The organism is Jujubicoccus corallicola, assembly GCF_047345645.1.
Classification (GTDB): Bacteria; Pseudomonadota; Alphaproteobacteria; order Rhodobacterales; family Rhodobacteraceae; genus JBLEFH01.
In genome coordinates, this window is record NZ_JBLEFH010000006.1 from 153,020 (window position 1) to 179,120 (window position 26,101).

The window sequence follows — 26,101 nt, forward strand, 5'->3', positions numbered from 1 at the left end:
GCCCGGCTCGCCGGGCAGCGCCGTCCAGGCTCGACGCCGGGGACGGCGCTTCGCCCTTCAGCTTCGCAAACCGCGCGCAAATTGCGCGGCCACGTTCAGTTTCTCGCGGTCAATCCCGGCGCTTAGCCCGCGCTCTTCCAGCATCGCGACCACGGCTTCCGTGGCCACATTCCCCTTCGCCCCCGGCGCATAGGGACAGCCGCCAAGACCCCCCGCCGAGCTGTCAAACACCGTCAAACCATGCTCCAGCGACACCGCGATATTCTCCAGCGCGCGCCCGCCGGTATCATGGTAATGCCCGGCCAGCGCCGCCGGCGGCACGGCTTGCGTGACCGCGTCCAGCATCGCGCCAATCGTCTCCGGCGTGCCCGCCCCAATCGTATCACCAAGGCTGATCTCGTAGCAGCCCATCTCATGCAAATCACTGGCCACCTTGGCCACCTGCGCGGGCGCGACCGGCCCGTCATAAGGGCAATCGGTCACGCAAGACACATAGCCGCGCACCTTGAGCCCCTCCTCTTTCGCGCGCGCCATCACAGGCCGAAACCGCTCCAGACTCTCGGCAATCGTCGCGTTGATATTGGCCTTACTGAACCCTTCGGACGCACTCGCAAACACCGCGATCTCGTCGGCAATCGCCGCCCGCGCGCCGTCAAACCCGCGCATATTCGGCGTCAGCACCGCATAGGTCACGTCGGGGTGGCGCGCGATCCCGGCCATCACCTCCGCCGCGTCCGACATTTGCGGCACCGCTTTGGGCGAGACGAAACTCGTCACCTCAATATGGCTGAACCCGCAGCCGGACAGCAGATCGACCAGCTTGATCTTATCCGCCGTCGCGATCTGCTTTTTCTCGTTCTGAAGCCCGTCCCGCGGGCTCATTTCGAAGATGCGGATATCAGCCATCTTCCGGCTCCATCTCGAAGAGCAGATCCCCGGCGGTCACCTGCGCGCCTTCCTTCACCGGCAGCGCGCCAAGCGTTCCGGCGCGCGGCGCGGTCATGGAATGCTCCATCTTCATCGCCTCCAGCACCATCACCAGATCGCCCTCCTCGACCGTCTCACCGCCGCTTTTGGCAACCAGCTTCACCAGCCCCGGCATCGGCGCGATCACACGGTCACCGCCGCCCGCTTCATCCTCGCGCTCCAGCGGATCGACCCAGTGGAACACCGTCGTCACACCTTCCAGAAAGGTCGTGATATCCCCGCCTTCGCGGGCGAAAAACGCATCATCATGGGCGCGCCCGGCGACCCAAACCTGCCCACGCTCCTGATACTGCGGCATGGAGAGCGCGACCTCCTTGTCCTCCCACATCGCCACATAATCATGCGGACCAGTCTGGCGGATGAACCCGTCAATCACGGCCTCGCCCCGGCGGATCCGCACCAATTCTCGCGGGCGGGACCAGAGGCGGAAGCCCGCCAATTGCCCGTCCAATCCACCATCATGATAGCCCGCATGGGCATGGCCGCGCGCGACGAGAAGCGCCAGCGCAATCGCCGCATCGCTCGCATCATCCTCCGCCGTCAGCGCGTCCAGCTCGCGGCCAATCAGCCCCGTATCGACCTCGCCCGCGCGGAAGCCCCCATGCTGCGTGAGCGCATGGAGAAACGCCTTGTTCGTCGTCAGCCCCGCGACCCGCGTTTCCGCCAGCGCACGGGCGAGCGCATCGAGCGCGGCGGTCCGGTCCGCGCCATGGGTGATGACCTTCGCGATCATCGGGTCGTAATGCGGCGTCACGCTGTCGCCCTCATCCACGCCCGTGTCGATCCGCGCATCCCACGGAAATTCCAGCCGATCGAGGCGGCCAATCGCGGGCAGGAACCCGGCGGCCGCATCCTCCGCATAAAGCCGCGCCTCGAAGGCGTGCCCGTCAATGGCCAGTTCCTCCTGCGCCAGCGGCAATTCCTCCCCGCTCGCGACCCGAAGCTGCCATTCCACCAGATCCTGCCCGGTGATCGCCTCGGTCACCGGATGCTCGACCTGCAGGCGCGTGTTCATCTCCATGAACCAGAATTTATCCGGGTGCAGCCCGTCCGAGCCGTCCACGATGAATTCAATCGTCCCGGCCCCGGAATAGTTAATCGCCTGCGCGGCCTTCACCGCCGCATCGCCCATGGCGGCGCGCATCTCTTCGGTCATGCCGGGTGCGGGCGCTTCCTCAATCACCTTTTGGTGGCGGCGCTGGAGCGAGCAATCGCGCTCGAAAAGATGCACCACATTGCCATGATCGTCGCCGAAAACCTGAATTTCGATATGGCGCGGCGAGGTGATGAATTTCTCGATCAGCACCCGGCCATCGCCGAAACTCGCCTCACCCTCGCGCTGCGCACCGTCAAGCGCGGCCTTGAAATCCTTCGAATTTTCAACGAGCCGCATCCCTTTGCCGCCGCCGCCCGCGCGGGCCTTGATGAGCACCGGATAGCCGATCTGCTCCGCCTCTTTGGCCAGAAAATCCGCGTCCTGCTCGGTCCCGTGATAGCCCGGCACCACCGGCACCCCGGCCTCTTCCATCAGCTTTTTCGCCGCGTCCTTGAGGCCCATTTTACGGACCGAATCCGCCGACGGACCGATGAAGCGTAGACCCGCCGCCTCGACCGCCGCGATAAATTCGGGGTTTTCCGAGAGGAACCCATAGCCCGGATGGATCGCCTGCGCGCCGGTGTCCTTGGCCGCCTGAATGATGCGATCGCCCTTGAGGTAACTCTCGCCCACCGGCGGCGGACCAAGGCGCACGGCCTCGTCGGCCAGCTCCACATGGCGCGCCCGCGCATCCGCATCGGAATAAACCGCGACCGTCCGCACACCCATGTCGCGGGCGGTTTCGATCACGCGGCAGGCAATCTCGCCCCGGTTGGCAATCAGGATTTTCGTAAACATTCAGACCTCCTCCAGCGCGGCGCGATGCGCCTTCGCACTGTCTTCGGAAAAGCAGCAGAAAATGATGTGTTGGGTGGGGTTTGCATCCTGCACGGCGCGCACCGCCACCCGCGCGGCCTCGTCCGCAGGGTAACCATAGACCCCGGTCGAGATCGCGGGAAAAGCGACCGATTGCGCGCAAAGCGCCTCCGCCTCCTCCAGTGACCGGCGATAGCAGGAGGCGAGCAGATCCGCCTCCCCCTGATCGCCGCCCTTCCAGACCGGGCCGACCGTGTGGATCACCCATTTGGCGGGCAGGTTGAACCCCGGCGTCGCCTTCGCGTCCCCCGTGGCGCAGCCATTCAGCTTGCGGCAAGCCTCCAGCAATTCCGGCCCGGCAGCGCGGTGGATCGCCCCGTCCACACCGCCCCCGCCGAGCAGGCTTTCATTGGCGGCATTGACGATGGCATCGACCTCAAGGCCCGTGATGTCGGCGGTGATGATCTCGATCATGAGAACACCTCCACCAGCTTGAACCGCTCGCAAACCACCTTCATGTCGGGCGCAAACCCGCCATTGCGTTCGAAATAGGCGCGGTGGTCGGCCTGCCAGCTTGCGAGATCCGCCGCCCCTTCGGCTTTGGCGAAATCCTCGATGACGGCACTGAACGGCAGGATCTCCACGGCTGTCGTCTCCACGACCAGCGCGGGCTCCGCATCCCAATCGAGCGCCATATCCCGCCGCCCGACCTCGGGCAGCGCCTCGCCATCTTCCTCGAAATCGCGCAAGGCACCGCAGCTTGCGGTTTTCGCGCCCGTGCGGATCTGCTCCAGCAGCGCGGTGTTGAGCGCCCGCGAGTCGCCCAGAATGAACCCGTTTCGCTCCATCACATCCGGAACACGCCGAAGCGTGTCTCCTCAATCGGGGCGTTCAGCGCGGCGCGGAGCGAGAGGATCAGCACCGAACGGGTTTTGCGCGGGTCGATCACCCCGTCATCCCAGAGCCGGGCCGAGGCGTAGAGCGGATGCGCCTGCTCCTCGAACTGGTCGAGAATGGGCTTTTTGAACTGGGCCTCCTCCTCGGCGCTCCAGCTCTCGCCCTTACGCTCGATCCCGGCGCGGCGAACCGTGGCGAGAACCCCCGCCGCCTGCGCGCCGCCCATGACGGAGATGCGGCTGTTCGGCCATGTCCATAGGAAGCGCGGGCTGTAGGCGCGCCCGGCCATGCCATAATTGCCCGCCCCGAAAGAGCCGCCGACCAGCATGGTGATTTTCGGCACCGAAGTCGTCGCCACCGCCGTCACCATTTTCGCGCCGTGGCGGGCGATCCCTTCGCTCTCATATTTGCGGCCCACCATGAAGCCGGTGATGTTTTGCAGGAACACCAGCGGGATTTTGCGCTGGCTGCACAGCTCGACGAAATGCGCGCCCTTGGTGGCGCTTTCCGAGAAAAGAACGCCGTTATTGGCCACGATCCCCACCGGGATGCCGCCGACATGGGCAAAGCCGCAGACCAGCGTTTCGCCATAACGCGCCTTAAACTCGTCAAAGCGCGAGCCGTCCACGATCCGGGCGATCACCTCGCGAATATCGTAAGGTGTCGAGAGGCTGGCCGGGACCACGCCAAGCAGCTCATCGGGGTCGTAAGCGGGGTCCTCGGGGCTGGCGAGCAGCGGGCCATGTGCTGGCTGGAAATTGAGATTGCGCACCGCGTCGCGGGCAAGCGCGATGGCATGGGCGTCATTATCGGCAAGGTAGTCAGCTACGCCCGAGAGGCGCGTATGCACATCGCCGCCGCCCAGATCCTCGGCGCTCACATCCTCGCCCGTCGCGGCTTTGACCAACGGCGGACCGGCAAGGAAGATCGTCCCCTGCTCTTTCACGATGATCGTCACATCGGACATGGCGGGCACATAAGCGCCGCCCGCGGTGCAAGAGCCCATGACCACCGCGATCTGCGGGATGCCCTTGGCCGACATCTGCGCCTGATTGAAAAAGATCCGCCCGAAATGGTCGCGATCCGGGAAGACCTCGTCCTGATTGGGCAGGTTCGCGCCGCCGCTATCCACGAGATAGATGCAAGGCAGACGGTTCTCTTCGGCGATCTCCTGTGCGCGGAGGTGCTTTTTCACCGTCATCGGGTAATAGGTGCCGCCCTTCACCGTCGCGTCGTTGCACACGATCATGACCTGCTGACCATGCACCACGCCGATCCCCGCGATCACCCCCGCACCGGGGGCCGCGCCGTCATACATCGCATGGGCCGCTGTCATGCCGACCTCAAGGAAGGGCGATCCGGCATCGAGCAGCGCCGTCACCCGGTCGCGCGGCAGCATTTTGCCGCGCGAAAGGTGCCGCTCCCGCGCCTTCTCGTCGCCGCCCGCCATGACCAGCTCCGCCGCCGCGCGGATCGGCTCCATCGCCTTGAGATGCGCGTCGCGATTGGCCGCGAAATCATCCGATTGCGGGGAGAGGGAAGATTTGAGTTTCATGGCAAAAGCTCCACTTTGTAGAGGCGGTTACGGATGACGCTCATGACGAACAGCAGCGCAATGAACGCGACAATTGGCGCTAGAGGGATGAGCAATGGAGGCGGTGCTGTGCCTGACATCATGAATGGCGTGAACATGAGAAAGAAGATCACCATCAAGAGCAGGCCCAGCATGAGAGACTTTAATATCCACGGAAAGCGGTGCGAAAGACGCACATGGCTCGCGCATTGCGGGCAGGTTATCGCCTCTTTAGATCGCGGGAAGGGCGCGGTTCGCAGAGTTGAAAGCAGCATGAAGAAGGTCATCAAATACCCGCAATTCGGGCAAGCGAAGCCTGAAAAGCGCTGGCCCAAGCTCCGTTTCGTGGTTCTACCCTCACCGCTCATCTTTCTGCCTCATATAACCTTCTAGAACACGCACCTGCCGCGCGGTCTCGTGCAGCATGCAATTGGCAACGCCGAGATAGGTGCCGGAGCCGCCGCCCCATTGGGACGCCTCGTATTTCTCGCAAAGCGCGTCGCGATAGGCGATCCAGGCGCGCTGCATCGCTTTGAGGTCGGGCGCAGAACTCGGAGCCAGCGCGCCGCCCAATTCGGCGATCTCGGCGTCGCTTTTCGCCTCGGCTTCGCTCAACTCGCGGTAAACGGCATTGAGCCGCGTGTCCCACCAGTCCAGTTCCGCACCGACGCAAAAGCCCATGCCGACATTGGAAAACCCGATCTCCGAGGTCTCGATACAATGGCTGGCCGCGAGGCCGACACAGTCCTCCCCGCCCTGATCCGCGCAAATCTCGGCGATTTTCGGATCAAAGCCCTCGACCGGCGCATCGCCTTGGGCAAAAGCCGCGGGCGAGGCGCAGATCGCAAGGAGTGCCAGCCAATGGCGCATTAACCGGTGACCTTCATCAGCTCGCGGCCGATCAGCATCCGGCGGATTTCCGAGGTGCCCGCGCCGATTTCCATCAGCTTGGCGTCGCGCATGAGGCGGCTCACCGGGGTCTCGTTCATGTAGCCCGCGCCGCCCATGGCCTGCACGGCCTGCACCGCCTGGAACATCGCCTGCTCGGACGCGTAGAGGACGCAGCCCGCCGCATCCTGACGGGTGACTTCGCCCCGATCGCAGGACGCGGCGACGGCGTAGACATAGGCCCGCGCGGTGTTCATCGCGACATACATATCGGCGATTTTGCCCTGCATAAGCTGGAAATCCCCGATGGGTTTGCCGAATTGCTTGCGCTCGTGGAGATAAGGCATCAACTCGTCGAGGCAGGCATTCATGATCCCGACGCCGATGCCCGACAGCACGACGCGCTCGTAATCGAGACCGGACATGAGGACATTCACGCCCTTGCCCTCTTCGCCGAGGACATTCTCGAAGGGCACTTCGACATCCTCGAAAATCAGCTCCGCCGTGTTCGAGCCGCGCATCCCCAGCTTGTCGAAATGGGGCGAGGTCGAGAAGCCGGTCATGCTTTTCTCGATGATAAAGGCGGTGATGCCTTTCGGGCCGGCTTCGGGGTCGGTCTTGGCGTAGACGACCAGCGTGTCCGCATCGGGGCCGTTGGTGATCCAGTATTTCGTGCCGTTCAGCACATAGCGGTCGTTTTTCTTCTCCGCCCGCAGCTTCATCGAGACGACATCGGAGCCGGACCCCGCTTCGGACATGGCGAGCGCGCCGACATGCTCGCCCGAGATCAGCCCCGGTAGATATTTCTCTTTCTGCTCGGCATTCGCATTCAGCTTGATCTGGTTGACGCAGAGATTGGAGTGCGCGCCATAGGAAAGCGAGACCGAGGCCGACGCCCGCGCGATTTCCTCCACCGCGATGGTGTGGGCGAGATAGCTCATCCCGGCCCCGCCATCTTCTTCCTTCACCGTGATGCCGAGAAGGCCCAGATCGCCCATTTCCTTCCACAGCTCATGGGGAAACTCGTTGGTCTTATCGACTTCGGCGGCGATCGGCTTCACCCGCTCCTGCGCCCAGCGATGCACCATCTCGCGCAGGGCTTCGGTCTCTTCATCGAGCGGAAATTTCAGGCTTTGCGTAAACATCTTCACTCCCTCATCGCGTTCTTATGAACGACTGTTCAGTTGTGAAGGTAGCGCAAAGTTGCGATTCAGGGAAGGATTTTTTCGACGAGTTCCGGCAGGGCGTCGTAATGGTCAAAGAGTGCGTCCGGCTCCAGCCGCGCAAGCCCCTGACCTTCCGGGCCAAATCCGACCAGCACCACAGGCATCGCCGCATTGCGCGCGGCCTTCACATCCGTATCGGTGTCGCCAACCAGCATGGATTGCGACAGATCGCCGGAGACGCGGCGGACCGTCTCGAACAGATGCTGCGGGTCCGGCTTGTTGACGGGCAGCGTGTCCGCCCCGACAAGCGCGCCGAAATGGTGGTCGATCCCGAGAAGGCCGATCAGCTTTTCGGCCAGCCCTTCGGGTTTGTTGGTCGCGACCCCGAGTTTGTAGCCCGCGCCGCCAAGCTGGCTCAGTGCGGCTTCGACCCCGTCGAAAAGCCGCGTCTCATTGGCGATATTGGCGTCGTAATATTCCAGCAGCAGCCCGCGCTTGCCGGTCAGGTCCGCGCCGACCCGTTCGCTCCCGAGTTTCAGCATCGCATAGCTGCCGCGCATGCCGGTCAGCGCATCGGCCACCGGATCGAGCGGCGCATCGAACCCTTCGGTGATAAAGCAGTGATTGGCGGCGGCGATGAGATCGGCGGAGGTGTCGGCCAGCGTGCCGTCGAGATCGAAGAGAATGGTTTTCATCCCACCCTCATGCCACAGCCCGCAACAAACCGAAACATGATATGAGCGTGAGCGCTCTTCCCGCATCATCGCCACATTGCTATAGCAGCCGAAACGATAAAGCAGGTGGTTATGGAACGGGCACTTATCATTCTCGCCGCAGGGCAAGGCAGCCGGATGCAGTCGGATCTGCCGAAGGTGCTGCACAAGGTCGCGGGCGCGCCGATGCTCTGGCACGCGATGCGCGGCAAGGATGCGGCGCGCTCGGTCGTGGTTGTGGGCCATGGCGGTGACCGGGTGGAAGCCTCGGCCAAGGCGTTTGACGAGGGCGTCGGGATCGCCCGGCAGGACGAGCAGCTTGGCACGGCCCATGCGGTCGCGCAGGCGCGTGCGGCGCTCGACGGGTTCGAGGGCGATGCGATTGTGCTTTATGGCGACACGCCCTTTATCCGCCCGGAGACGATTGACGCGATGACCGAAGCCCGCGCGGCGGGTGCGTCCGTGGTGGTTCTGGGGTTCGAGGCGGCGGAGCCGGGCGGCTATGGCCGTTTGATTATGGAAGGCGATGCGCTCACCCGCATCGTCGAGGCGAAGGAAGCGACGCCTGAAGAACTCGCCGTAAGTCTCTGTAATTCCGGCGTGATCTGCGCACCTGCGCCGCTGCTTTTCGAGCTGATCGACAAGGTGGGGAACGAGAACGCCAAGGGCGAATATTACCTGACCGATATTGTGGGCCTCGCCGGCGAGCAGGGCCTTAGCTGCGCCGCCGTGCGCTGCGATGAGGCGGAGACGATGGGGGTGAATTCCCGTCTCGATCTCGCCGCCGCCGAAGCCGCGTTTCAGGATCAGGCGCGCCGCGAGGCGATGGTGAACGGCACCACGCTGACGGACCCGGCCAGCGTCTTTTTCGCCTATGACACCGTGATTGGCCGCGATGTGGAGATCGGCCCGAATGTCGTTTTCGGCCCCGATGTGACCGTCGAGAGCGGCGCAACGATCCTGCCCTTCTGCCATCTCGAAGGATGCCATATCTCGCGCGGTGCGACGGTCGGGCCCTTCGCCCGCCTGCGCCCCGGTGCGGAACTGGCGGAGGATTCCAAGGTCGGCAATTTCTGCGAGGTGAAGAACGCGCAGATCGACCAGGGCGCGAAGGTCAATCACCTCACCTATATCGGCGATGCGCGGGTCGGCAAAAAGGCCAATATCGGCGCGGGCACGATCACCTGCAATTATGACGGCGTGTTCAAGCACCACACCGAGATCGGCGATGAGGCGTTCATCGGGTCCAACTCGGCGCTGGTCGCCCCGGTCACGATTGGCGCGGGCGCGCTGGTCGGTTCCGGTTCCGTGATCACACGGGATGTGCCGGAGGGGGATATCGCCCTCTCCCGCGCCCGTCAGGAGAATAAAACCGGCATGGCGACCAAGCTGTTCGCCCGGCTGCGTGCGCTCAAGGAGAAAAAGTAATGTGCGGAATTGTAGGCATTCTGGGAAAGAATGAAGTCGCGCCGATCCTTGTCGATGCGCTGCGGCGGCTGGAATATCGCGGCTATGACAGCGCCGGGATCGCGACGGTCAACGGGGGCGAGTTGGACCGCCGCCGCGCCGTTGGCAAGCTGGTGAACCTCTCGGACGAGCTGGTCCACAACCCGCTGCGCGGCAAAAGCGGCATCGGGCATACTCGCTGGGCGACGCACGGGGTGCCCTCGGTCGAGAATGCGCATCCGCATAAGTCGGGACCGGTGGCTGTGGTCCACAACGGGATTATCGAGAATTTCAAGGAGTTGCGCGCCGATCTTAAAGCGGACGGCTATGAGGCGCAGACCCAGACGGACACGGAAACCATCGTGATGCTCTGCGCGCGCGAATTGGCCCGCGGCAAAGACCCGCGTGCCGCAGTCGCCGCCACGCTGGCGCAGCTTCATGGGGCCTTTGCGGTCGCGTTTCTTTTTGAGGGTGAGGAGGATCTGATGATCGCCGCCCGCAAGGGCTCGCCGCTCGCGATTGGCTATGGCGAGGGTGAGATGTATATCGGCTCGGACGCGCTGGCCCTTGCCCCGATGACCAACCGCGTGGCCTTTCTCGAAGAGGGTGACCGGGCGGAGATCACCCGCGCGGGCGCGACCGTCTATGATGAGAGCGGTGCGGAAGTGACCCGCGAGGTGCGGAGCCTCGATCTCAAGGCCAGCCATTCGGAAAAGGGCAATTATCGCCATTTCATGATCAAGGAGATCCATGACCAGCCTGCGGTGCTTTCCGACGCGCTGGCCCATTATCTCAACCCGGCGCGGGACGGGATCGCGCTTGGTCTCGATCTCGATTTCACGGCCTATGACCGCATCGTCATGGTCGCCTGCGGCACGGCGTTTTACGCCTGTCATGTGGCGAAATACTGGCTGGAGGATCTCGCGCGGGTGCCGGTGGAGATCGACGTGGCGAGCGAATTTCGCTACCGCGAGCCGCCCCTTGGCCAGAACACGTTGGCGATTTTCGTGAGCCAGTCCGGCGAGACCGCCGACACGCTCGCGGCGCTGCGTTACTGCAAGGGCAAGGCGAAAACCATCATGGCGATCGTGAATGTGGAGGAAAGCTCCATCGCTCGCGAAAGCGATGTGGCGCTGCCGATCCATGCGGGGCCGGAGATTGGTGTGGCCTCGACCAAGGCGTTTACCTGCCAACTCGCGCTGCTCGCGGCGCTGACCATCGAGATCGGCGCGGCGCGCGGCACGCTGGACGGCGCGCGGCAGGGCGAATTGACGGCGGCGCTCGCGGCGGTGCCGGGGCTCATCAATGGCGCGCTCAACGATCTGACGCCCTATGAAGAGATCAGTTATGAACTCGCCAAAGCCTCCGACATTCTCTTCTTGGGTCGCGGCGCGCTCTATCCGCTGGCGCTGGAGGGGGCGCTGAAACTTAAGGAAATCAGCTACATCCACGCGGAAGGCTACGCCTCGGGCGAGTTGAAACACGGGCCGATTGCGCTCATTGACGAATCCGTGCCGGTCATCACCTTCGCCCCGACGGACCCGCTTTTCGAGAAAACCGTCTCGAATATGCAGGAGGTCATGGCGCGCGGCGGGCGGGTGCTGCTGGTCAGCGATGCCACCGGGCTTGGCGAGGCGGGCGAGGATGTGTGGTCGAGCCTCACCCTGCCCCAGGTCGATCCGTTTATTTCACCGATTCTTTACGCGATCCCGGCACAGTTGCTCGCCTATTACACAGCGATTGCGAAGGGGACCGATGTGGACCAGCCGCGCAATCTGGCGAAGTCGGTGACGGTGGAATGAACAGACATATCCGGGTGTTCAGGGAATCGGAGAGCGATGACCTGATCGCCCTTTGGCATAGCTGCGGGCTGGTGCGCCCCATGCATGACCCTAGGCAGGATATCACGCGGGCGCTGGCCGCCCCGGCTTGCCGGATCATCGTTTACGGCTCGCCGATCAAGGGCTCGGTCATGGTGGGTTATGACGGGCATCGCGGCTGGCTCTACTTTCTTGCCGTCGAGCCGGAGGCACGCGGCGACGGGATCGCCCGCGCGATGATCAAGGCGGCGGAGAAATGGCTGCGGGAGATCGGCTGCGTCAAGATGATGGGGCTGGCCCATCCGACGAACCCTTCGGCGCAGGCTTATCCCGCGCTTGGGCTTCAGGAAGAAGCGCCGATTGTCTTCGGGCGGCGGCTGGCGGTGGACGAATAACGCCGCCCTCGCTTTTTGGCCAAGGGCTGTTAGGCTCGGGCCATGGATGACCGCCTCAGCAAATTCGCGCGTTTCAAGGCGCTTCATGAGCAGGACCGCGCTTTTGTCATTCCGAATCCTTGGGATGCGGGCTCGGCGCGGCTGCTCGCTTCGGTCGGATTTGACGCGCTGGCGACGACGAGCGCGGGCTATGCCTTCTCCGTCGGCAAGCGCGATTCCTTTGCGGCACTGACACGTGGTGAGATTTTGGCCAATGCGCAGGCGATTGTGGAGGCGACGGATCTGCCGGTCTCCGCCGACCTCGAAGAAGGGTTCGGGCGGACCCCGCAGGCCTGCGCAGAGACGATCGAGGCGGCGATTGCGGTCGGCCTTGTCGGCGGGTCGATCGAGGATGCGACCGGCGATCAGAACGCGCCGATTTTCCCGATGGATCAGGCGGTTGCGCGGATTGCGGCGGCTGCGGAGGTCGCGCAGCGGCGCGGGTTTCTGCTGACCGCGCGGGCTGAGAATTTCCTGTGCGGCCGCCCGGATCTTGCGGACACCATCGCCCGGCTTCAGGCGTTCTCAGAGGCCGGTGCGGATGTGCTCTATGCGCCCGGCCTGCCGGATCTGGAGGCGATCCGCACCCTCTGCGCCGAGGTGGACAAGCCCGTGAATGTGGTGATGGGCCTGCGCGCGCCGCTTTATACGGTGGAGGAGCTGTCGGGCGCAGGCGTCAAGCGGATCAGCGTCGGCGGCTCTTTCGCCCGCGCGGCCTTCGGCGCGCTCAAGCGGGCGGCGGAGGAGGTCCGGGCGGGCAGTTTCACCTATGCGGAGGACGCGATGCCCGGCGCGGAGATCGCCGCGCTGATGGACAGCGTCAAACGCGGCTGATTACGCCGCGCCGCCCGGCTCCTCATCCTTCGATTCCTTCTCCGCTTTCTTCTCCGCCCCGGCCTGTTTCTTGGCGCGGCGCGCTTCGCGGCGGGCCTCGGCCTCAGCGTCTTTTTCCGGCTGCGGCGGCGCGAAGGCGATCACGGAATCGCCCGGATTAAGCTTCGGCGTGTATTTGTCCATCGCAAACTCCACCTCGCCATTCTCGTGCAACACCCCGATGACGACCGCCTCGGGGCGCTGCTCGCGGTAGCGCTCGATAGGATATTCCTCGGAGACGCGGGTGGTCACGAAGACCCAGCCATCGGAGAGACGGCTCGAATAATCCTCATAGGTCAGCCCGCCTTCGCCAAGGGTGCGTCCGCCAAGGGTGATGGGCAGATCGCGGCCCCCTTCCCGGCGCTCGTGACGGCCGATCTGGAACACTTCATTGCGGCCAAATTCCGGCGCGAAATCGGTGCAGATCAGGGCGTTATAGGCGTCATTGTCGGTGGCGGTGATGAGCGTGCCATAGCGGTTGAACTCGATATGATGCTCGGCCCGTTCGGACAGGATCTCGCCGTGGAAATTGGCGACACCTTCCTGCCGCGCGCTGCGCAAGCGGAAATAGTTACGGTCCGCGATGAGGACCGGGACTTTGGCCGCCATCAGCGTTTGCGCCAGCGCCGTGACCCAGCGGGAGCCGCCGACGAACATCACCCCCGGCACTTCGCGCGACGTCAGCCCGAGGATGCGGGCGAGCGGGCCCATGGAGAAGCCGTGCAGGACGACGGTGGCGGCGACGAGGACAAAGGCGAGCGCGGGCAACATAGCCCCGTCCTCGACCCCAAGTTCCACCAGCCGCGCGCCGAAGAGGCCGGAGACCGCCACGGCGACCACACCGCGCGGGCCGATCCAGGCGACCATGGCGCGTTCCTGCCATGTCAGCGACGTGCCCATAAGCGAGACCAGCACGGTGATCGGGCGGGCCACGAACACGATGGCGAGGACGAACAGAAGCGCCCGCATGTCGAGTGAGGCGATCATGTCGAAGCTGATATCGGAGGCGAGCAGGATGAAGACGCCGGAGACCAGCAGGATCGTCACATGCTCCTTGAAGCGTTTCAGTTCCTCCAGCGACGGCATATTGGCGTTGGCCATATAGACGCCCATCACGGTCACGGCGAGCAGGCCGGATTCGTGGAGGACCACATCGGTCACGGCATAGACGGCGAGCAGCACGGCAAAGAGAACCGGCACTTTCATATATTCCGGCACATAGCCGCGGATGAACACGCGGGCGAGGAACCAGCCCGCCGCATAGCCTAGGATCACCGCCCAAGAGATGCCGTAAGCGAGATGGCCAAGCGCGCCGCCAAGCGTGCCTGCGCCGTAGAAGGCGGAGAAGAGTTCAAACGCCAGCACGGCGGCGAGCGCGCCGATGGGATCGTTGATGATGGCTTCCCATTTCAGCACCGAGGCGGGTTTTTGCGCCAGCCGCGCCTGACGGAGCATCGGGGTGATCACGGTCGGGCCTGTCACGATGAGGATGCCGCCGAGGACCAGCGAGCTTTCCCACGACAGGCCCGCCGCGTAGTGGCAGGCCAGCGTCGAGAGTGCCCAGCCGAGCGGCGCGCCGATATAGACGAGCCGCCGCACCGCCTTGGAGCTTTCGCGAAGCTCGTGGAAATGGAGCGTCAGCCCGCCCTCAAAGAGGATCACCGCCACGGCGACGGAGACGATGGGCCGGAACAATTCGCCAAAATCTTCCGCCGGGTTGATGAGCCCGGTGATCGGCCCCGCGATGAGACCGGCGGCGAGCATCAGCACGATGGCCGGAAGCTGCAACCGCCACGCCAGCCATTGCGAGCCGACGCCGAGCACGCCGATGATTGCGAAAAGAAGTGCCGGTTCCATCTGTAACTCCTGCCATGGCGAAAAGGCGTTGCATTGCGCCGAGTTAGCTTAATCTCTTCTTAATTCGGCTTCACGTCGAGGTCGAGAATTTCCGTGATGTCCGCGCCAAGCGCCGTCATCGCATCCATGGAGAGTTGCGAGCCGCTGGACGCGCCTTTTCCGCTTGGGATCAGGGTCAGCGTCGCGCTGCGGTTGTTGCCGAGATTGGTGACGGTGCCTTGAGTCTGGCGGCTGACGAGGCCGGTTTCCAGACTCATTTGCGGCTGAGAGAGCGAGCCGAGGCTGGCGGTGGTTTTGCCCGCCTGCCCAGCGCTGCCGCCGGAGGATGCCGCGCCGCCGCCCGCCTGTTTCTGCGCCGCCTTGTCGCCTGCGGGCGCGCCAGCGGCGGCATCGAGCGGCATCGGGGTCGCCTGCGCCGTGCCAAAGTCAATCGGGCTGCCGCCATAGCTCGGCGCGAGGCCGCCATAAGGATCACTCGACTCGCCCGCCTCGCCGCCGATGCCCCCGCCATAGACCGCGCCGCCCTGCCCGCGATTATGCGCGGCCATGAGCTGCGTGCCGCTCATGCGCAAGGGATCGTCGGTCGGCGTCACCGGCCCGCTCGCCGCGCAGGCGGTCAGAAAAGCAATCGGGACAAAGGCAATAATCAGGCGCATCCGCACTCCGGGGTCTGGCAGTGAATTCAGCCTCGCACCATGACCAATCGGGCGGCGCTTGCCAAGGGTGCGTGCGCGGGTGGCGGCGACGTCCGGCGTCAGACCGCGCTTTGCCGCATGAGCCGCGCGCGGGCGGGCGGGATGCGGTCGATCTCAAGGCCGGTGAAGACATGGAGCGTGCCGAGATCATGGTCGATCACCGCGTGATCCGAGACCCATCCGCCCATCACCAGATAGCTGCGGAGCAAGGGCGGCATGTGTTTTTGCGCGCGTTTGAGGTCTGGGCGCATCCGGGCCAGCACCTTGGCGAAGCGAAAGACGCGCGGTGCTTTCACGCGCGGGAGCCAGCGTTTCGGGCCAAGATGGCGGGCGCGCAACAGAGCAAAGGCGTCGAGATAATCCTGCTCATCGGTGCCGTGAAAGGACGCGCAGCCAAAGAGCATACGCACGCCATTTTGATCGACATAGCGGGTCATTCCGGCCCATGCGGCGCGCAGAATGTCCGGGTCGCGCCAGTCGGGATCGACGCAGAAGCGGCCCATCTCGACCATCGGCTGGGTGTAGCCATGGAGCGCGGACAGCTCATAATAGCGGGCCGAATAGCTTTTGCCGATCTCCGCGCCGCTGCTGAAGGGGAGCATCCGGAAACAGGCGACAAGCTGGCCCTCCCCCGTCTCCACCATGATGTGATCGCAAAGGGAATCGAAATCATCGGCGTCGAGCGCGCCGCCCCGAAAGGCCCGCCCGCGCAGGGCCTGACAGGCGATAAGATCCTCCGCGCGCTGCGCCTGGCGCAGGTGATACCGCCCGAAACTCTCTGCCAGCTTTTGCATCGCTCGCTCTCCTCGCCGCGGCCAAGTCCCTTGCATGACCAAGATAAGCGCATAAATTTCAAGAAACCATGACGCGCCTGTGACAGTTTCATATTCCTTTGCGGAAGATGTCACCGGAGCGGGCGCAAACCCGGAGGACGATATGAGCGACAAAATCACCAAATCCGATGCTGAATGGCGGCAGGAGTTGAGCGATCTGGCCTATAAGGTGACCCGCAAGGGCGGCACGGAGCGCGCCTTCACCCATGACAATTTCCCCAAATCCGCCGGGGTGTTTGAATGCGTCTGCTGCGGTGCGCCGCTTTTCGATGCGGACACGAAATTCGACAGCGGGACCGGCTGGCCGAGTTTTTACGCGCCGATTTCGAAAGACGCGGTGGAAGAGCATGAGGACCGCAAGCTTTTCATGCGGCGCACGGAAATCACCTGCGCGCGCTGCGATGCGCATCTGGGCCATGTCTTTCCCGACGGCCCGCAGCCCACGGGGCTGCGCTATTGCATGAATGGGGTTGCGCTGAATTTCGACGCGAAAAACGAGGGCTAACCACGCCGCGCGCGGCGGCGGTTAGTCGTCGCCGCCGAGGAAATCGCCCGCATTGAGATTGCCGATGCTGCCCAGAAGCTGCGTCAGCACATTGAGCGAGCGGCCACTGGTGACGGTGACATCACGGGTCAGGTCGATCACGCGGCCATCGCGGAGGCCATAGCGGGTGATGTCCGCCACCGTGTTGTTTTCATTGAAGGTCACGACCATCACTTCGCGGTCCACCTCTTCGGGCGCGTTCCAGGTGAAATTGCGGACGCGCTTGCGCAGATAGATCCACTCATTGCCGTCAAGAAGGCCCTGCGCGGCAGGCACGCCGAGAATCGCCTCGGCGCTCATCCGGTCTGTCTGGCCGTAGGAAATCTGCGCCAGATCCTCTTCGGAGGGCACATATCCGTGGACATCATAGGTCGGCGAACAGGCAATCATTCCAGCCACGAGCAGGCCAAGCCCCGCTTTTTTGCCATAAGACGCCATTGTTCGACCTCGCTTGAAAATCCAAACTCAGGGTGTCAGCTATACCGAGACGCGCGCAAGTTCAAGAATCCGATGGAGTCACCATGTCAGACGCTGCCCTTCCCGACCTGTCCCATCCGATGCGCACCGCGGATCTGAGCCCGTCGCAAAGCTATCCGGTTTCGCTCGCCCCCGAGAAGGGGCAATTGGAGGTTTTGGCCCGGCTGCTTGATATTCTGAAGGTCGAGAAGCTGCGCTTCGAGGGCAAGCTTGCGCCGGTCGGCAAGCGCGACTGGCGGCTGACGGGCAAGCTCGGCGCGACGGTCACGCAACGCTGCGTCGTGACGCTGGAGCCGGTGAAAACCCGGATCGATACGGATCTGCACCGGCTTTACGTCGCCGATCTCGACGAGGATGCGGAGATGGAGGCGCTGGAGGACACGCATGGCGAGGAGGTCGAGGCGCTTGGCGCGGTGATTGATGTGGGGCTGGCCGTTCAGGAGGAACTCGCCCTCGCCCTGCCCGCCTATCCGCGCAAGGACGATGCCCCCGAGACGGCGCAGCAATTTGCCGCAGAAGGCACAGAGCCGATGACCGATGAGGATGTGAAACCCTTTGCGGGGCTGAAAGCCTTGCGCGACAAGATGCAGAAGGGGTGAAAAAAGGGCGCGAAACCGCCGTCTTTTCACTTGAACATTCAGGCGATGCTGCTATTTTCCGCACTTCGTTTTCAAGACTGTTTCCGAGATGTGTTGCGGGAAGGCCCGCGTGTTTTGGTAATGGTGAACCGGCCCTTGATTGTGGCCATCCAGAACTGAGGTTGAGACATGGCTGTCCCCAAGAGCAAAATCACGCGCTCCAAGCGCGGTATGCGCCGGTCGCATGATTCGCTGGTCGCGGCGAACCCGAATGAATGCCCGAACTGCGGTGAGCTGAAGCGCCCGCACCACGTTTGCGGCGCCTGCGGCCACTATGCGGATCGTGAAGTCGTTTCCGTCGCAGACGAGATCGAAATCGACGAAGACGCGGCGTAAGCTGCTGAAATGATTGGTCGAGAATGATGACCACCCCTAAGGACTCCCAACCGGGCGCCCCAGAGCGGGTGGTCATTTCTATTGATGCCATGGGCGGCGACAAAGGGCCGGCCGTGGTCGTGTCGGGCATGGATATGTCCGCCAAGAAGAACCCGGAACTGGCCTTCATCGTCCACGGGGATGAGGCGGTTCTCGGCCCGCTGGTGGCGAAGAAAAAGCATTTGCGGGACCGCGTGGAAATCCGCCACGCCGAAAAAACCATCGACATGACCGACAAGCCGAGCCGCGCCATGCGGACCGGGAAAGGCTCCTCCATGTGGGGCGCGCTTGATTCGGTGAAACATGGCGAAGCGGCGATTGCGGTGTCGCTCGGCAACACCGGCGCGCTGATGGCCTCCGCCACGCTGCGCCTGCGCCGCCTGCCCGGCATCAACCGCCCGGCGATTGCGATTCTCTGGCCGAGCCGCTCGGAGCAGGGCTTCAATGTGATGCTCGATGTGGGCGCCGATATTCGCGCCGACGGCCCGGACCTGCTGCAATATGCGGTGATGGGCGCGTCCTATGCGCGCAACGGTCTCGACATCACCCGCCCCCGCATCGGCCTTCTCAATGTCGGCACCGAAGAGCATAAGGGCCGCGCCGAGCTGCATGAGGCGCATGACCTCATCACCCGCGCCGCGCCGGAGCATGATTTCGATTTCGTCGGCTATGTGGAAGGCGGCGACATCCCCGGCGACCGCGCCGATGTGATCGTCACCGACGGGTTTTCCGGCAATATCGCCCTCAAGACCGGCGAAGGCACGGCCTCGCTGATTGGCGAATTGCTGCGCGAATCGTTCAAACACACGATCTTCAGCCAAATCGGTGCGGTGTTTGCCGCGACATCGCTCCGCCGCCTCGCCAAACGGATCGACCCGCGCCGCAAAAACGGCGGTGTGTTCCTCGGGCTGAATGGCGCGGTGGTGAAATCCCATGGCGGCGCCGACGCGACAGGCGTGTCCGCGGCCATCAAATTTGCATTCCACCTCGCCAAAAGCGGGTTCAACGAACGCCTCGCGGCGCGGGTTGCATCTGGCGCTGAGATTGGCCAAATTAGCGGAACGCAACAAAAAGAGTGATAAAATGACGCTGCGTTCAGTCCCCATCGGCACAGGCCATTATCTTCCTGAACGTGTTGTCGAAAACTCCGAATTTGAAAGCTGGCTGGAGACCTCCGACGAGTGGATCCGCTCGCGCAGCGGGATCGAGCGCCGCCATTTCGCCGCCGAGGGCCAGCTCACGTCAGACCTCGCGATTGCTGCAGCCAATGATGCACTTGCGAATGCCGGGATCAGCGGCAGCGAGATCGACGCGATCATCCTCGCCACCGCGACCCCGGACCAGACCTTCCCCTCCACCGCGACCCGCGTTCAGGCGGCGATTGGCGCGAAGGGGTTCGCCTTCGATGTGCAGGCGGTTTGCGCCGGGTTCATCTACGCCCTCTCCACCGCCAACGCGATGATCTTCGCGGGCCAGGCGAAGCGCGTGATGGTGATCGGCGCGGAAACCTTCTCCCGCATCATGGACTGGAACGACCGCTCCACCTGCGTTCTCTTCGGCGACGGCGCGGGCGCGCTGATTCTCGAAGCCGAGGACCAGCCCGGCGAGAACACCGATCGCGGCGTTCTCGGCACCGCGCTCTACTCGGATGGCAGCTATAACAATATCTTGTTCGTCGATGGGGGCGTCTCCTCGACGCAAAGCACCGGCGTTCTCAAAATGCTGGGCAAAGAGGTGTTCCGCCATGCCGTTTCCAAGCTTGCCGAAGCGGGGGAAAAGGTGCTGGAGGCTTGCGATCTGACGGCCGAAGATGTGGACCTCGTGATCCCCCATCAGGCCAATTCCCGCATTATTAAGAGTACCGCCCAAAAAATTGGTATTCCTATGGAAAAGGTGGTATTAACCGTTCAGGATCACGGCAACACTTCAGCGGCCTCGATCCCGTTGGCCCTGTCTGTCGCGTGTCGCGAAGGGCGCGTGAAGGCGGGGGATTTACTATTAATGGAAGCCATCGGCGGGGGACTGGCTTGGGGGGCGGCTGCACTACGCTGGTAGAAGTAAACAAGGTTGCAAATTGGCGCTTGATTTAACCTTTTTGTAATATTGTTGACTCAGAAAAGCAGAAACGCCTAAGCTTTCCGCTGTCCGGGGGGGATGAAGAATGAGTGACAAGACGCTGACCCGAAATGATTTAAGCGATGCCATCGTGCGCGAAATTGGGCTTTCCCGCAGCGAATCTGCGAATCTGGTGGAGGATGTGCTCACGCATCTGTCCGACTCGCTGGTTCGTGGGGAGCAGGTGAAAATTTCGTCCTTTGGCAGTTTTTCCGTGCGCCATAAAAATGCGCGTGTGGGACGCAACCCGAAAACCGGTGAGGAAGTACCCATCTCGCCGCGCCGGGTGCTGAGTTTCCGCCCGTCCTCTTTCCTGAAGGACCGCGTTGCCGCCGGAAACCGCAGCTAATATGTCGAGAAAATCTGCCGAAGCCTTTCGCACCATCAGCGAAGTGTCGACTCTGATGGGCATTCCCGCGCATACGCTTCGTTACTGGGAATCGCAGTTCACGCAGATCAAGCCGGTGAAACGGGGCGGCAATCGCCGCTATTACCGGCCCGATGACATCGCGCTGCTCTCTGGCATCCGCCATCTTCTGCATGAGGAAGGGCTGACCATCGCCGATGCGAAACGCCGCATCCGCAGCGAGGGTGTGCGCCGCGTGGCGGGCCTCGGCAATCTGCCGGAGGAAATCGCCGGGATTGCCCGCGTCGAGACCGCGCCGGAAGAGGAATTTTACGACACGACGGACAGTCCGCGCCGCACGGATATCTCCGAGGTCGCGGTCAAGCCGAAGCCGAAGCCGGAGGCCAAAGCGCTGGACCTGCCGCTCTTTGAGCCGGAGGAGAAAGCCAAGCCTGCGGGCGAGTTGCAAAACCTCGCCGGCCGCCTTGGGGCGCTGCGCGACCGTATGGCCGCCGCCGCTTCGAAAAGCTGAGCGGCGAAATCCGGTCTTGCAGCGCGCGCGGATGTCTCTATAAAGCGGCGTCACGGGCTATAGCGCAGCCTGGTAGCGCGTTCGTCTGGGGGACGAAAGGTCGTGAGTTCGAATCTCGCTAGCCCGACCATCAAAACGCCGGCCTTTGGGCTGGCGTTTTTGTTTGCCTTGTATTGCGCGGAAAACTTGCGTTTTATCGGCGCGATAGAGGGGGGACGAGAATGAGCAAAGCCGAGGGCGTGCTGCCCGATCACGAGATCGCGGCGATGATGGAGCGCGGCGAGATTGCGACCGGCGCGGCGACGGAGGGTCCGGCGCTGGTCCAGCCCGCGAGCCTTGATCTGCGCCTTGGCACGGTGGCGTATCGTTTGCGGGCCTCGTTCCTGCCCGGCGATGACACTGTCGAAGGCCGCCTGCCCCGCTATGAGATGCACCGATTTTCGCTCGAAGGGGGCGCGGTTCTCGAAAAGGGCTGCGTCTATCTCGTCCCGCTCATGGAGTCGCTGGCGCTGCCCGGCGATGTGGAGGGGCTCGCCAACGCCAAATCCAGCACGGGGCGGCTCGATCTTTTCACCCGCCTGATTGCCGACCGCGCGGGCGAGTTCGACACGGTGCCCGCCGGCTATACCGGCCCGCTTTATGCGGAGATCAGCCCGCGCAGTTTCTCGGTGCTGCTGCGGCCCGGCATGCGGCTGAACCAGATCCGTTTCCGGCGCGGGCAAGCGCGGCTCGACGACGCGGCGCTTCGCGATCTGCATAGTGCGGAAACCCTCGTCAATGGCGATGCGCATATTGATGACGGGCTGGGGTTCTCCGTCGATCTGACCCTCGGCGATGTGGTCGGCTACCGCGCGAAGCCCCATACCGGCGTCATCGACCTCGATAAAATCGGCGGCTATGACCCCGCCGATTTCTGGGAAGAGGTCCGCGCGAAAGATGGCGAGATCATCCTCGATCCCGGCGCGTTCTATATTCTGGCGAGCCGCGAGGCAGTGCATGTCCCGCCCGGCTTTGCCGCCGAAATGGCCCCCTATCTCGCCATGGTGGGCGAGTTTCGGGTCCATTACGCCGGGTTCTTCGATCCCGGTTTCGGCCATGCGGCGGCGGGCGGGTCGGGTGCGCGCGGCGTTCTCGAAGTCCGCTGCCACGAAGCGCCCTTTGCGCTGACCCATGGGCAGATCGTCGGCCGGCTCCTTTATGAGCGCATGGCCGCCGCGCCGGAGCATCTCTATGGCGCGGATCTCAAATCAAATTATCAGGGGCAGGGGCTGAAGCTCGCCAAACAGTTCCGGATGGGCTAGAGCCGCCGCCCGAGGTTGATCGCCCGGCGCAAACGCTGCGCCATCTTCCGGTTGGTCTTGGCCGCACGGTTCTGCGCCGCCCGCTCTTCCGGCGTTTCCGCCACCTTCCCGCGCCGCGCGAGATAGTCGGACCCCTTGTTGATCCCGTAATTCATACCCTTGTTCAGCAAAAGCCGGGTCACATACCGCATCATGCTCATGGCGTGTCCTTACGCAAACATATCGCCCTGATCCTCGGGCGGCATCTCCGGCGCGTCATCCTCATCATCGGCTTCGCGCATCTGGAGCGCCCCCGGCATCGGACGGTTATCGAGAAGCCCGGCGGCCTTCAACTCGTCCAGACCGGGCAAATCCTTGGTGCTCTCTAGGCTAAAATGGTCAAGGAAAGCGTCGGTGACAAGATAGGTGACGGGCCGCCCCGGTGTCATTTTGCGCCGCCCGATGCGCACCCAGCCCATTTCGATCAGCAAATCCAGCGTGCCGCGCGAGACGGAGACGCCGCGAATTTCCTCGATATCGGCGCGGGTGACGGGGTGGTTATAGGCGATGATGGCGAGCGTCTCGATGGCGGCGCGGGAGAGTTTTTTCTCCTCCACCCGCTCGGGGCTCATCAGCGGGCCAAGATCGGGGGCGGTGCGGAACGCGTAGCGATCGCCGATGCGCACGAGATGGACGCCCCTGCCCTCATAGACCGGAAAGAGACGCTTCACCGCTTCGGCGGCATCGGCCCCATCTGGCATCCGCGATTCAATTTCGCGCACCGTCAGAGGCTGGGCGGAGGCGAAGAGGATCGCCTCGACCATGCGCATCTGATCGGAAAATTCGAGAACGGCCATTACTGCGCGGCCCGGAGCATGAGCGGCGCATAAGTGTCCGCTTGCTGGATGTCCGCGCGGCCGGATTTCACCAGTTCCAACGCGGCGGCGAAACTCGCGGCGACGGCGGAGCGGCGTTCTTTCGGCGTGGCCCATCCTTCGGGCAGGAAGGCGGAGAGTTCGGTCCAGCTTTCGCGCGCACCAATCAGCCCGCGCATCCGCTCCAGCGCCTGCTCCATGGTGAAGATATTGCGGCGCTCATAATGGAGCGGGGTAAAATCGTCGCGGGTTCGGGTGCGGGCATAGGCCTGCATTAGGTCCATGATATTGGCGGTCCAGATCGTGCGGGTGATGGGGCGCTCGTCCAACTCCTCACCGCGCGCGAACACGTCCCGGCCCAGAAGATCGCGGCCCATGAGCCGCGCCGCCGCATCGCGCATCCCTTCAAGGCGCTGAAGCTGGAAGGCGAGGTGATCCGCAAGTTCATCCGCGCTCGGCCCCTCTTCCTCGGGATCGGGGGGCAGCAGCAGGCGCGATTTGAGGAAGGCGAGCCAGGCGGCCATCACCAGATAATCGGCGGCAAGTTCGATGCGCAGGCGGCGGACGGTTTCGATGAAGCTCAGATACGCTTCGGACAGCTCTAGGATCGAGACCTTCATCAGATCCACCTTCTGCCCGCGCGCAAGCACCAGCAGCAGGTCGAGCGGCCCCTCGAACCCCGCAATATCGAGCACCAGCGTCTCCGCGCTGATCCGCTCTTCGATATCGCCCGTCTGTATGTTCATCTCGTTTCGCTACCGCGCATGTTGTGATCGCCTCCAGTGCTAACACAATATCTGCGCGAATGCGACGGCTTTTGGCGGTCCGTCCTGTTAGACGCGCAAAATCTCGTTCAGGCGACTGTTCGCATAGCCCAGATCGACCTCTTTCGGCGCTTTCGCCGCCAATGCGTCTTTCGCCCGGCGGGCGGCCTGACCACGCAATTCCGGCGCGGCGGCGGCCACCTCGGCCATCTCCTGCGGGTCGCCATTGCAATGCAGGATCATATCACAGCCCGCCGCGAGGGACTTTCGCACACGTTCACCAAAGGCCCCGGAGAGGGCGTGCATGGAGAGATCGTCGGTCATGAGTAGCCCGTCGAAGCCAATTTCGTCGCGGATCAGCTCCACCACGTCGCTCGACTGGGTGGCCGGGCGCTCGGCGTCCACGGCGGTCAGAACGATGTGGGAGGTCATCCCCATGGGCAGATCGGCCAGCTCGCGGAAGGGGGCAAAATCGCGGGCATCGAGCCGGTCGCGCTCGGCGGAGACGCGCGGCAGTTCCTTGTGACTGTCAGAAATCGCACGGCCCTGCCCCGGCATATGTTTCATCACCGGCAGCACGCCCACGTCCAAGAGACCATCGGCGACGGCGCGGCCAATGCGGGCCACATCCTCCGCCGTCTCGCCATAGCAGCGATTGGCGAGGACCGAGTGCGTCACATCCGTCGCCACGTCGAGGACGGGCGCGCAGTTCACGTCAATGCCGAGGTCGAGAAGTTCCGCGCCGATGAGCTGCGAGCGCAGGCGCATGGATTCCGCCCGGATCGCCGGATCAGCAAACAGCGCACATTGATCGCGGGCCGGAAGCCATTCGCGCCAATGCGGCGCGCGGAGCCGCTGGACCCGTCCGCCCTCCTGGTCGATCAGGATGGGCGCATCGCGGCCCACGGCGTCACGCAGATCGCCGGTCAGGCGGCGAATCTGCTCGGGATCTTCAAGATTGCGCGCGAAAAGGATGAAGCCCCAAGGGTCCGCCTCGTCGAAAAAGGCACGCTCGCGCGCGCCCAGTTCCAGACCGGCGGGCCCGAATATACAGGCGCGCTCGGCCATTATTTCACGTTATAGGGAATACAGGCCTGACCGCGGGCGCTCAGCGCCGAGCAATCCTGTTTCGCCGCAGACGCCGACTGGAAGCCAACCGCGCGCAGACGGTAGAACACGCGCCCGCCGCTTTCGATCCGCTGGATCATCGGCGATTTGCCGCCCAGAAGATCGCCATTCTTGCCCGCGATCCGGCCCCATTCGGACTCGGCAATCTCGCGGCTGTCGAAGGCGCCAAGCTGCACGAGCCAGCTTCCGGCGGTCGCATCCTCGGGGGCGAGGAAGTCGGTATTCGTCTTGGTCGCCACGGCCGGTTCCGGTTGGGGCTGCGGCGCTTCGGCGCTGGCCAGCGTCACCTCTTCGGGGCGCTCGGCGGACGTCACTTGCGGGTTGCTATCGGTCGAGGCAATCGCCGGCGCGGCAGCGGGCGCCGTCTCGGTCACACCGCGCGCTTCCAGGATCGCCGCACGGTTGAGATTGGCCGGGCGCGGACGCGGACGGTAGGCAATCTCCGCATCATCCACACGCTCCACCATCTCTTCTTCCGCGAGATCGGCTTCGGCCAACACAAGATCATCCGCCGCGTTTTCCTCGGGGATCAGGCTTTCGAGACTGTCCGCGCCAGCGAGTTCACCAAGGGGCAGGTCCTCGGCGCTCAGCGACTCGACACTCGGGGCAAGCTCAATGGTTTCGGGCAGTTGCGAGGTCTCCGCGTCCGACATCACGTCATTGACGGCGAGGTTCTGATTCGGGAAATCGGTCCCTTGCACATCCTCGGGTTTGGCGCGCGCCGGCACGTCCATGGCGCGGATGATCGGCACTTCAGAGCCGTCCCGCGCACCGAGTTTATAGGTCCACACCGCGACCCCGACGACCAGCGCAATGGCCGAAACAGCGCCAAGCCATTTCACCGCACCAACCGCGAGAGTCTCGCCAGCCTCACCGGAATCGTTCTGGGAACGACCCTCTTCGAAATAGATGTCCGTCATAACGCCTGCCTTA

Annotated in this window: 30 protein-coding genes and 1 tRNA gene; 13 read left to right on the forward strand and 18 right to left on the reverse strand. The window is 63.7% G+C overall.

The window, feature by feature from the left end; translation table 11 throughout:
- Positions 1–57 precede the first annotated feature (57 nt).
- The 9 genes from ACMA5I_RS10515 to ACMA5I_RS10555 all read right to left on the reverse strand — a co-directional run bounded on the left by ACMA5I_RS10515 (position 58) and on the right by ACMA5I_RS10555 (position 8,118).
- Positions 58–906, reverse strand: a complete 849-nt coding sequence (locus ACMA5I_RS10515) for a hydroxymethylglutaryl-CoA lyase (RefSeq protein ID WP_525886221.1) — start codon at positions 904–906, stop codon at positions 58–60.
- Positions 899–2,881: an acetyl/propionyl/methylcrotonyl-CoA carboxylase subunit alpha gene (locus tag ACMA5I_RS10520; protein ID WP_525886222.1), complete on the reverse strand. Its 1,983-nt coding sequence runs from the start codon at positions 2,879–2,881 to the stop codon at positions 899–901. Before ACMA5I_RS10520 ends, ACMA5I_RS10515 begins: the two co-directional genes overlap by 8 nt.
- Entirely contained in the window at positions 2,882–3,373 is a 492-nt protein-coding gene (locus ACMA5I_RS10525; RefSeq protein ID WP_525886223.1) for an O-acetyl-ADP-ribose deacetylase, read from the reverse strand.
- Positions 3,370–3,747, reverse strand: coding sequence for an ASCH domain-containing protein (locus tag ACMA5I_RS10530; RefSeq protein ID WP_525886224.1), 378 nt, complete (start codon positions 3,745–3,747; stop codon positions 3,370–3,372). Before ACMA5I_RS10530 ends, ACMA5I_RS10525 begins: the two co-directional genes overlap by 4 nt.
- Complete coding sequence (locus ACMA5I_RS10535; protein WP_525886225.1) at positions 3,747–5,351, reverse strand: carboxyl transferase domain-containing protein; 1,605 nt, start codon at positions 5,349–5,351, stop codon at positions 3,747–3,749. Before ACMA5I_RS10535 ends, ACMA5I_RS10530 begins: the two co-directional genes overlap by 1 nt.
- Complete coding sequence (locus ACMA5I_RS10540; RefSeq protein WP_525886226.1) at positions 5,348–5,656, reverse strand: hypothetical protein; 309 nt, start codon at positions 5,654–5,656, stop codon at positions 5,348–5,350. Before ACMA5I_RS10540 ends, ACMA5I_RS10535 begins: the two co-directional genes overlap by 4 nt.
- A gap of 70 nt (positions 5,657–5,726) precedes the next feature.
- On the reverse strand, positions 5,727–6,239 hold the full coding sequence (locus tag ACMA5I_RS10545; RefSeq protein ID WP_525886227.1) for a lysozyme inhibitor LprI family protein: 513 nt from the start codon (positions 6,237–6,239) through the stop codon (positions 5,727–5,729).
- Positions 6,239–7,402 (reverse strand): isovaleryl-CoA dehydrogenase, encoded by a 1,164-nt coding sequence (locus tag ACMA5I_RS10550; protein WP_525886228.1) that lies wholly within the window; start codon positions 7,400–7,402, stop codon positions 6,239–6,241. Before ACMA5I_RS10550 ends, ACMA5I_RS10545 begins: the two co-directional genes overlap by 1 nt.
- A 65-nt stretch (positions 7,403–7,467) precedes the next feature.
- Positions 7,468–8,118, reverse strand: a complete 651-nt coding sequence (locus tag ACMA5I_RS10555; protein ID WP_525886229.1) for an HAD-IA family hydrolase — start codon at positions 8,116–8,118, stop codon at positions 7,468–7,470.
- Between the two features lie 111 nt (positions 8,119–8,229).
- On the opposite strand from ACMA5I_RS10555, the gene glmU reads away from it, so the two are divergent.
- From glmU to ACMA5I_RS10575, 4 genes are read left to right on the forward strand one after another with little or no spacing between them, the layout of a single operon-like run.
- On the forward strand, positions 8,230–9,564 hold the full coding sequence (gene glmU / locus ACMA5I_RS10560) for a bifunctional UDP-N-acetylglucosamine diphosphorylase/glucosamine-1-phosphate N-acetyltransferase GlmU (protein ID WP_525886230.1): 1,335 nt from the start codon (positions 8,230–8,232) through the stop codon (positions 9,562–9,564).
- Complete coding sequence (gene glmS / locus ACMA5I_RS10565) at positions 9,564–11,384, forward strand: glutamine--fructose-6-phosphate transaminase (isomerizing) (protein ID WP_525886231.1); 1,821 nt, start codon at positions 9,564–9,566, stop codon at positions 11,382–11,384. Before glmU ends, glmS begins: the two co-directional genes overlap by 1 nt.
- Complete coding sequence (locus ACMA5I_RS10570) at positions 11,381–11,797, forward strand: GNAT family acetyltransferase (protein WP_525886232.1); 417 nt, start codon at positions 11,381–11,383, stop codon at positions 11,795–11,797. The genes glmS and ACMA5I_RS10570 overlap by 4 nt, the downstream gene beginning before the upstream one ends.
- Before the next feature lie 42 nt (positions 11,798–11,839).
- Positions 11,840–12,670: an isocitrate lyase/PEP mutase family protein gene (locus ACMA5I_RS10575; protein WP_525886233.1), complete on the forward strand. Its 831-nt coding sequence runs from the start codon at positions 11,840–11,842 to the stop codon at positions 12,668–12,670.
- Here ACMA5I_RS10575 and ACMA5I_RS10580 read toward each other — a convergent pair whose 3' ends face one another.
- From ACMA5I_RS10580 to ACMA5I_RS10590, 3 genes are all read right to left on the reverse strand, one after another.
- Positions 12,671–14,566 (reverse strand): cation:proton antiporter, encoded by a 1,896-nt coding sequence (locus ACMA5I_RS10580; RefSeq protein WP_525886234.1) that lies wholly within the window; start codon positions 14,564–14,566, stop codon positions 12,671–12,673.
- 59 nt (positions 14,567–14,625) lie between these two features.
- Positions 14,626–15,222, reverse strand: coding sequence for a hypothetical protein (locus ACMA5I_RS10585; protein WP_525886235.1), 597 nt, complete (start codon positions 15,220–15,222; stop codon positions 14,626–14,628).
- 98 nt (positions 15,223–15,320) lie between these two features.
- Positions 15,321–16,055: a GNAT family N-acyltransferase gene (locus ACMA5I_RS10590; protein WP_525886236.1), complete on the reverse strand. Its 735-nt coding sequence runs from the start codon at positions 16,053–16,055 to the stop codon at positions 15,321–15,323.
- 142 nt (positions 16,056–16,197) lie between these two features.
- On the opposite strand from ACMA5I_RS10590, the gene msrB reads away from it, so the two are divergent.
- Entirely contained in the window at positions 16,198–16,599 is a 402-nt protein-coding gene (gene msrB, locus ACMA5I_RS10595) for a peptide-methionine (R)-S-oxide reductase MsrB (RefSeq protein ID WP_525886237.1), read from the forward strand.
- A 21-nt stretch (positions 16,600–16,620) separates the two neighbouring features.
- Here msrB and ACMA5I_RS10600 read toward each other — a convergent pair whose 3' ends face one another.
- Positions 16,621–17,076, reverse strand: coding sequence for an outer membrane protein assembly factor BamE (locus tag ACMA5I_RS10600; RefSeq protein ID WP_525886238.1), 456 nt, complete (start codon positions 17,074–17,076; stop codon positions 16,621–16,623).
- Between the two features lie 83 nt (positions 17,077–17,159).
- Here ACMA5I_RS10600 and ACMA5I_RS10605 point away from each other — a divergent pair, with 83 nt between their 5' ends.
- The 8 genes from ACMA5I_RS10605 to ACMA5I_RS10640 all read left to right on the forward strand — a co-directional run bounded on the left by ACMA5I_RS10605 (position 17,160) and on the right by ACMA5I_RS10640 (position 22,422).
- Positions 17,160–17,714 carry a YceD family protein gene (locus ACMA5I_RS10605; RefSeq protein WP_525886239.1) on the forward strand — a complete coding sequence of 185 codons (555 nt, stop codon included), beginning with the start codon at positions 17,160–17,162 and terminating at the stop codon, positions 17,712–17,714.
- 168 nt (positions 17,715–17,882) lie between these two features.
- Positions 17,883–18,089, forward strand: a complete 207-nt coding sequence (gene rpmF / locus ACMA5I_RS10610; protein ID WP_525886240.1) for a 50S ribosomal protein L32 — start codon at positions 17,883–17,885, stop codon at positions 18,087–18,089.
- Between the two features lie 26 nt (positions 18,090–18,115).
- The gene (gene plsX, locus ACMA5I_RS10615; protein ID WP_525886297.1) at positions 18,116–19,207 is read left to right on the forward strand and encodes a phosphate acyltransferase PlsX; all 1,092 of its coding nucleotides are present in this window, start codon (positions 18,116–18,118) and stop codon (positions 19,205–19,207) included.
- Positions 19,208–19,211: 4 nt separating this feature from the next.
- Positions 19,212–20,183 carry a 3-oxoacyl-ACP synthase III family protein gene (locus tag ACMA5I_RS10620; RefSeq protein ID WP_525886241.1) on the forward strand — a complete coding sequence of 324 codons (972 nt, stop codon included), beginning with the start codon at positions 19,212–19,214 and terminating at the stop codon, positions 20,181–20,183.
- Between the two features lie 106 nt (positions 20,184–20,289).
- Positions 20,290–20,592 carry an integration host factor subunit alpha gene (gene ihfA, locus ACMA5I_RS10625; protein WP_525886242.1) on the forward strand — a complete coding sequence of 101 codons (303 nt, stop codon included), beginning with the start codon at positions 20,290–20,292 and terminating at the stop codon, positions 20,590–20,592.
- A gap of 1 nt (position 20,593) precedes the next feature.
- Positions 20,594–21,121 carry a MerR family transcriptional regulator gene (locus ACMA5I_RS10630; protein ID WP_525886243.1) on the forward strand — a complete coding sequence of 176 codons (528 nt, stop codon included), beginning with the start codon at positions 20,594–20,596 and terminating at the stop codon, positions 21,119–21,121.
- 53 nt (positions 21,122–21,174) lie between these two features.
- Positions 21,175–21,251: transfer RNA gene (locus ACMA5I_RS10635), tRNA-Pro, on the forward strand.
- A 91-nt stretch (positions 21,252–21,342) separates the two neighbouring features.
- Positions 21,343–22,422, forward strand: coding sequence for a 2'-deoxycytidine 5'-triphosphate deaminase (locus ACMA5I_RS10640; RefSeq protein WP_525886244.1), 1,080 nt, complete (start codon positions 21,343–21,345; stop codon positions 22,420–22,422).
- Here the strand turns inward: ACMA5I_RS10640 and ACMA5I_RS10645 are convergent.
- The 5 genes from ACMA5I_RS10645 to ACMA5I_RS10665 form a co-directional block, all read right to left on the reverse strand.
- A complete protein-coding gene (locus tag ACMA5I_RS10645) occupies positions 22,419–22,622 on the reverse strand; it encodes a hypothetical protein (protein WP_525886245.1) in 204 nt (67 codons plus the stop codon). The genes ACMA5I_RS10640 and ACMA5I_RS10645 overlap by 4 nt on opposite strands.
- A 9-nt stretch (positions 22,623–22,631) precedes the next feature.
- Positions 22,632–23,258 (reverse strand): SMC-Scp complex subunit ScpB, encoded by a 627-nt coding sequence (gene scpB / locus ACMA5I_RS10650; protein ID WP_525886246.1) that lies wholly within the window; start codon positions 23,256–23,258, stop codon positions 22,632–22,634.
- Positions 23,258–24,022 (reverse strand): segregation and condensation protein A, encoded by a 765-nt coding sequence (locus ACMA5I_RS10655; RefSeq protein WP_525886247.1) that lies wholly within the window; start codon positions 24,020–24,022, stop codon positions 23,258–23,260. Before ACMA5I_RS10655 ends, scpB begins: the two co-directional genes overlap by 1 nt.
- An 87-nt stretch (positions 24,023–24,109) precedes the next feature.
- Complete coding sequence (locus tag ACMA5I_RS10660) at positions 24,110–25,108, reverse strand: glycoside hydrolase family 3 N-terminal domain-containing protein (protein ID WP_525886248.1); 999 nt, start codon at positions 25,106–25,108, stop codon at positions 24,110–24,112.
- On the reverse strand, positions 25,108–26,088 hold the full coding sequence (locus tag ACMA5I_RS10665) for an SPOR domain-containing protein (RefSeq protein ID WP_525886249.1): 981 nt from the start codon (positions 26,086–26,088) through the stop codon (positions 25,108–25,110). Before ACMA5I_RS10665 ends, ACMA5I_RS10660 begins: the two co-directional genes overlap by 1 nt.
- Positions 26,089–26,101: the final 13 nt, after the last annotated feature.

Bases quoted from the DNA above. Each gene is read 5' to 3' on its own strand.
- ACMA5I_RS10515 (WP_525886221.1), bottom strand. From the start codon at position 906: ATGGCTGATATCCGCATCTTCGAAATGAGCCCGCGGGACGGGCTTCAG.
- ACMA5I_RS10520 (WP_525886222.1), bottom strand. From the start codon at position 2,881: ATGTTTACGAAAATCCTGATTGCCAACCGGGGCGAGATTGCCTGCCGC.
- ACMA5I_RS10525 (WP_525886223.1), bottom strand. From the start codon at position 3,373: ATGATCGAGATCATCACCGCCGACATCACGGGCCTTGAGGTCGATGCC.
- ACMA5I_RS10530 (WP_525886224.1), bottom strand. From the start codon at position 3,747: ATGGAGCGAAACGGGTTCATTCTGGGCGACTCGCGGGCGCTCAACACC.
- ACMA5I_RS10535 (WP_525886225.1), bottom strand. From the start codon at position 5,351: ATGAAACTCAAATCTTCCCTCTCCCCGCAATCGGATGATTTCGCGGCC.
- ACMA5I_RS10540 (WP_525886226.1), bottom strand. From the start codon at position 5,656: ATGACCTTCTTCATGCTGCTTTCAACTCTGCGAACCGCGCCCTTCCCG.
- ACMA5I_RS10545 (WP_525886227.1), bottom strand. From the start codon at position 6,239: ATGCGCCATTGGCTGGCACTCCTTGCGATCTGCGCCTCGCCCGCGGCT.
- ACMA5I_RS10550 (WP_525886228.1), bottom strand. From the start codon at position 7,402: ATGTTTACGCAAAGCCTGAAATTTCCGCTCGATGAAGAGACCGAAGCC.
- ACMA5I_RS10555 (WP_525886229.1), bottom strand. From the start codon at position 8,118: ATGAAAACCATTCTCTTCGATCTCGACGGCACGCTGGCCGACACCTCC.
- glmU (WP_525886230.1), top strand. From the start codon at position 8,230: ATGGAACGGGCACTTATCATTCTCGCCGCAGGGCAAGGCAGCCGGATG.
- glmS (WP_525886231.1), top strand. From the start codon at position 9,564: ATGTGCGGAATTGTAGGCATTCTGGGAAAGAATGAAGTCGCGCCGATC.
- ACMA5I_RS10570 (WP_525886232.1), top strand. From the start codon at position 11,381: ATGAACAGACATATCCGGGTGTTCAGGGAATCGGAGAGCGATGACCTG.
- ACMA5I_RS10575 (WP_525886233.1), top strand. From the start codon at position 11,840: ATGGATGACCGCCTCAGCAAATTCGCGCGTTTCAAGGCGCTTCATGAG.
- ACMA5I_RS10580 (WP_525886234.1), bottom strand. From the start codon at position 14,566: ATGGAACCGGCACTTCTTTTCGCAATCATCGGCGTGCTCGGCGTCGGC.
- ACMA5I_RS10585 (WP_525886235.1), bottom strand. From the start codon at position 15,222: ATGCGCCTGATTATTGCCTTTGTCCCGATTGCTTTTCTGACCGCCTGC.
- ACMA5I_RS10590 (WP_525886236.1), bottom strand. From the start codon at position 16,055: ATGCAAAAGCTGGCAGAGAGTTTCGGGCGGTATCACCTGCGCCAGGCG.
- msrB (WP_525886237.1), top strand. From the start codon at position 16,198: ATGAGCGACAAAATCACCAAATCCGATGCTGAATGGCGGCAGGAGTTG.
- ACMA5I_RS10600 (WP_525886238.1), bottom strand. From the start codon at position 17,076: ATGGCGTCTTATGGCAAAAAAGCGGGGCTTGGCCTGCTCGTGGCTGGA.
- ACMA5I_RS10605 (WP_525886239.1), top strand. From the start codon at position 17,160: ATGTCAGACGCTGCCCTTCCCGACCTGTCCCATCCGATGCGCACCGCG.
- rpmF (WP_525886240.1), top strand. From the start codon at position 17,883: ATGGCTGTCCCCAAGAGCAAAATCACGCGCTCCAAGCGCGGTATGCGC.
- plsX (WP_525886297.1), top strand. From the start codon at position 18,116: ATGACCACCCCTAAGGACTCCCAACCGGGCGCCCCAGAGCGGGTGGTC.
- ACMA5I_RS10620 (WP_525886241.1), top strand. From the start codon at position 19,212: ATGACGCTGCGTTCAGTCCCCATCGGCACAGGCCATTATCTTCCTGAA.
- ihfA (WP_525886242.1), top strand. From the start codon at position 20,290: ATGAGTGACAAGACGCTGACCCGAAATGATTTAAGCGATGCCATCGTG.
- ACMA5I_RS10630 (WP_525886243.1), top strand. From the start codon at position 20,594: ATGTCGAGAAAATCTGCCGAAGCCTTTCGCACCATCAGCGAAGTGTCG.
- ACMA5I_RS10640 (WP_525886244.1), top strand. From the start codon at position 21,343: ATGAGCAAAGCCGAGGGCGTGCTGCCCGATCACGAGATCGCGGCGATG.
- ACMA5I_RS10645 (WP_525886245.1), bottom strand. From the start codon at position 22,622: ATGAGCATGATGCGGTATGTGACCCGGCTTTTGCTGAACAAGGGTATG.
- scpB (WP_525886246.1), bottom strand. From the start codon at position 23,258: ATGGCCGTTCTCGAATTTTCCGATCAGATGCGCATGGTCGAGGCGATC.
- ACMA5I_RS10655 (WP_525886247.1), bottom strand. From the start codon at position 24,022: ATGAACATACAGACGGGCGATATCGAAGAGCGGATCAGCGCGGAGACG.
- ACMA5I_RS10660 (WP_525886248.1), bottom strand. From the start codon at position 25,108: ATGGCCGAGCGCGCCTGTATATTCGGGCCCGCCGGTCTGGAACTGGGC.
- ACMA5I_RS10665 (WP_525886249.1), bottom strand. From the start codon at position 26,088: ATGACGGACATCTATTTCGAAGAGGGTCGTTCCCAGAACGATTCCGGT.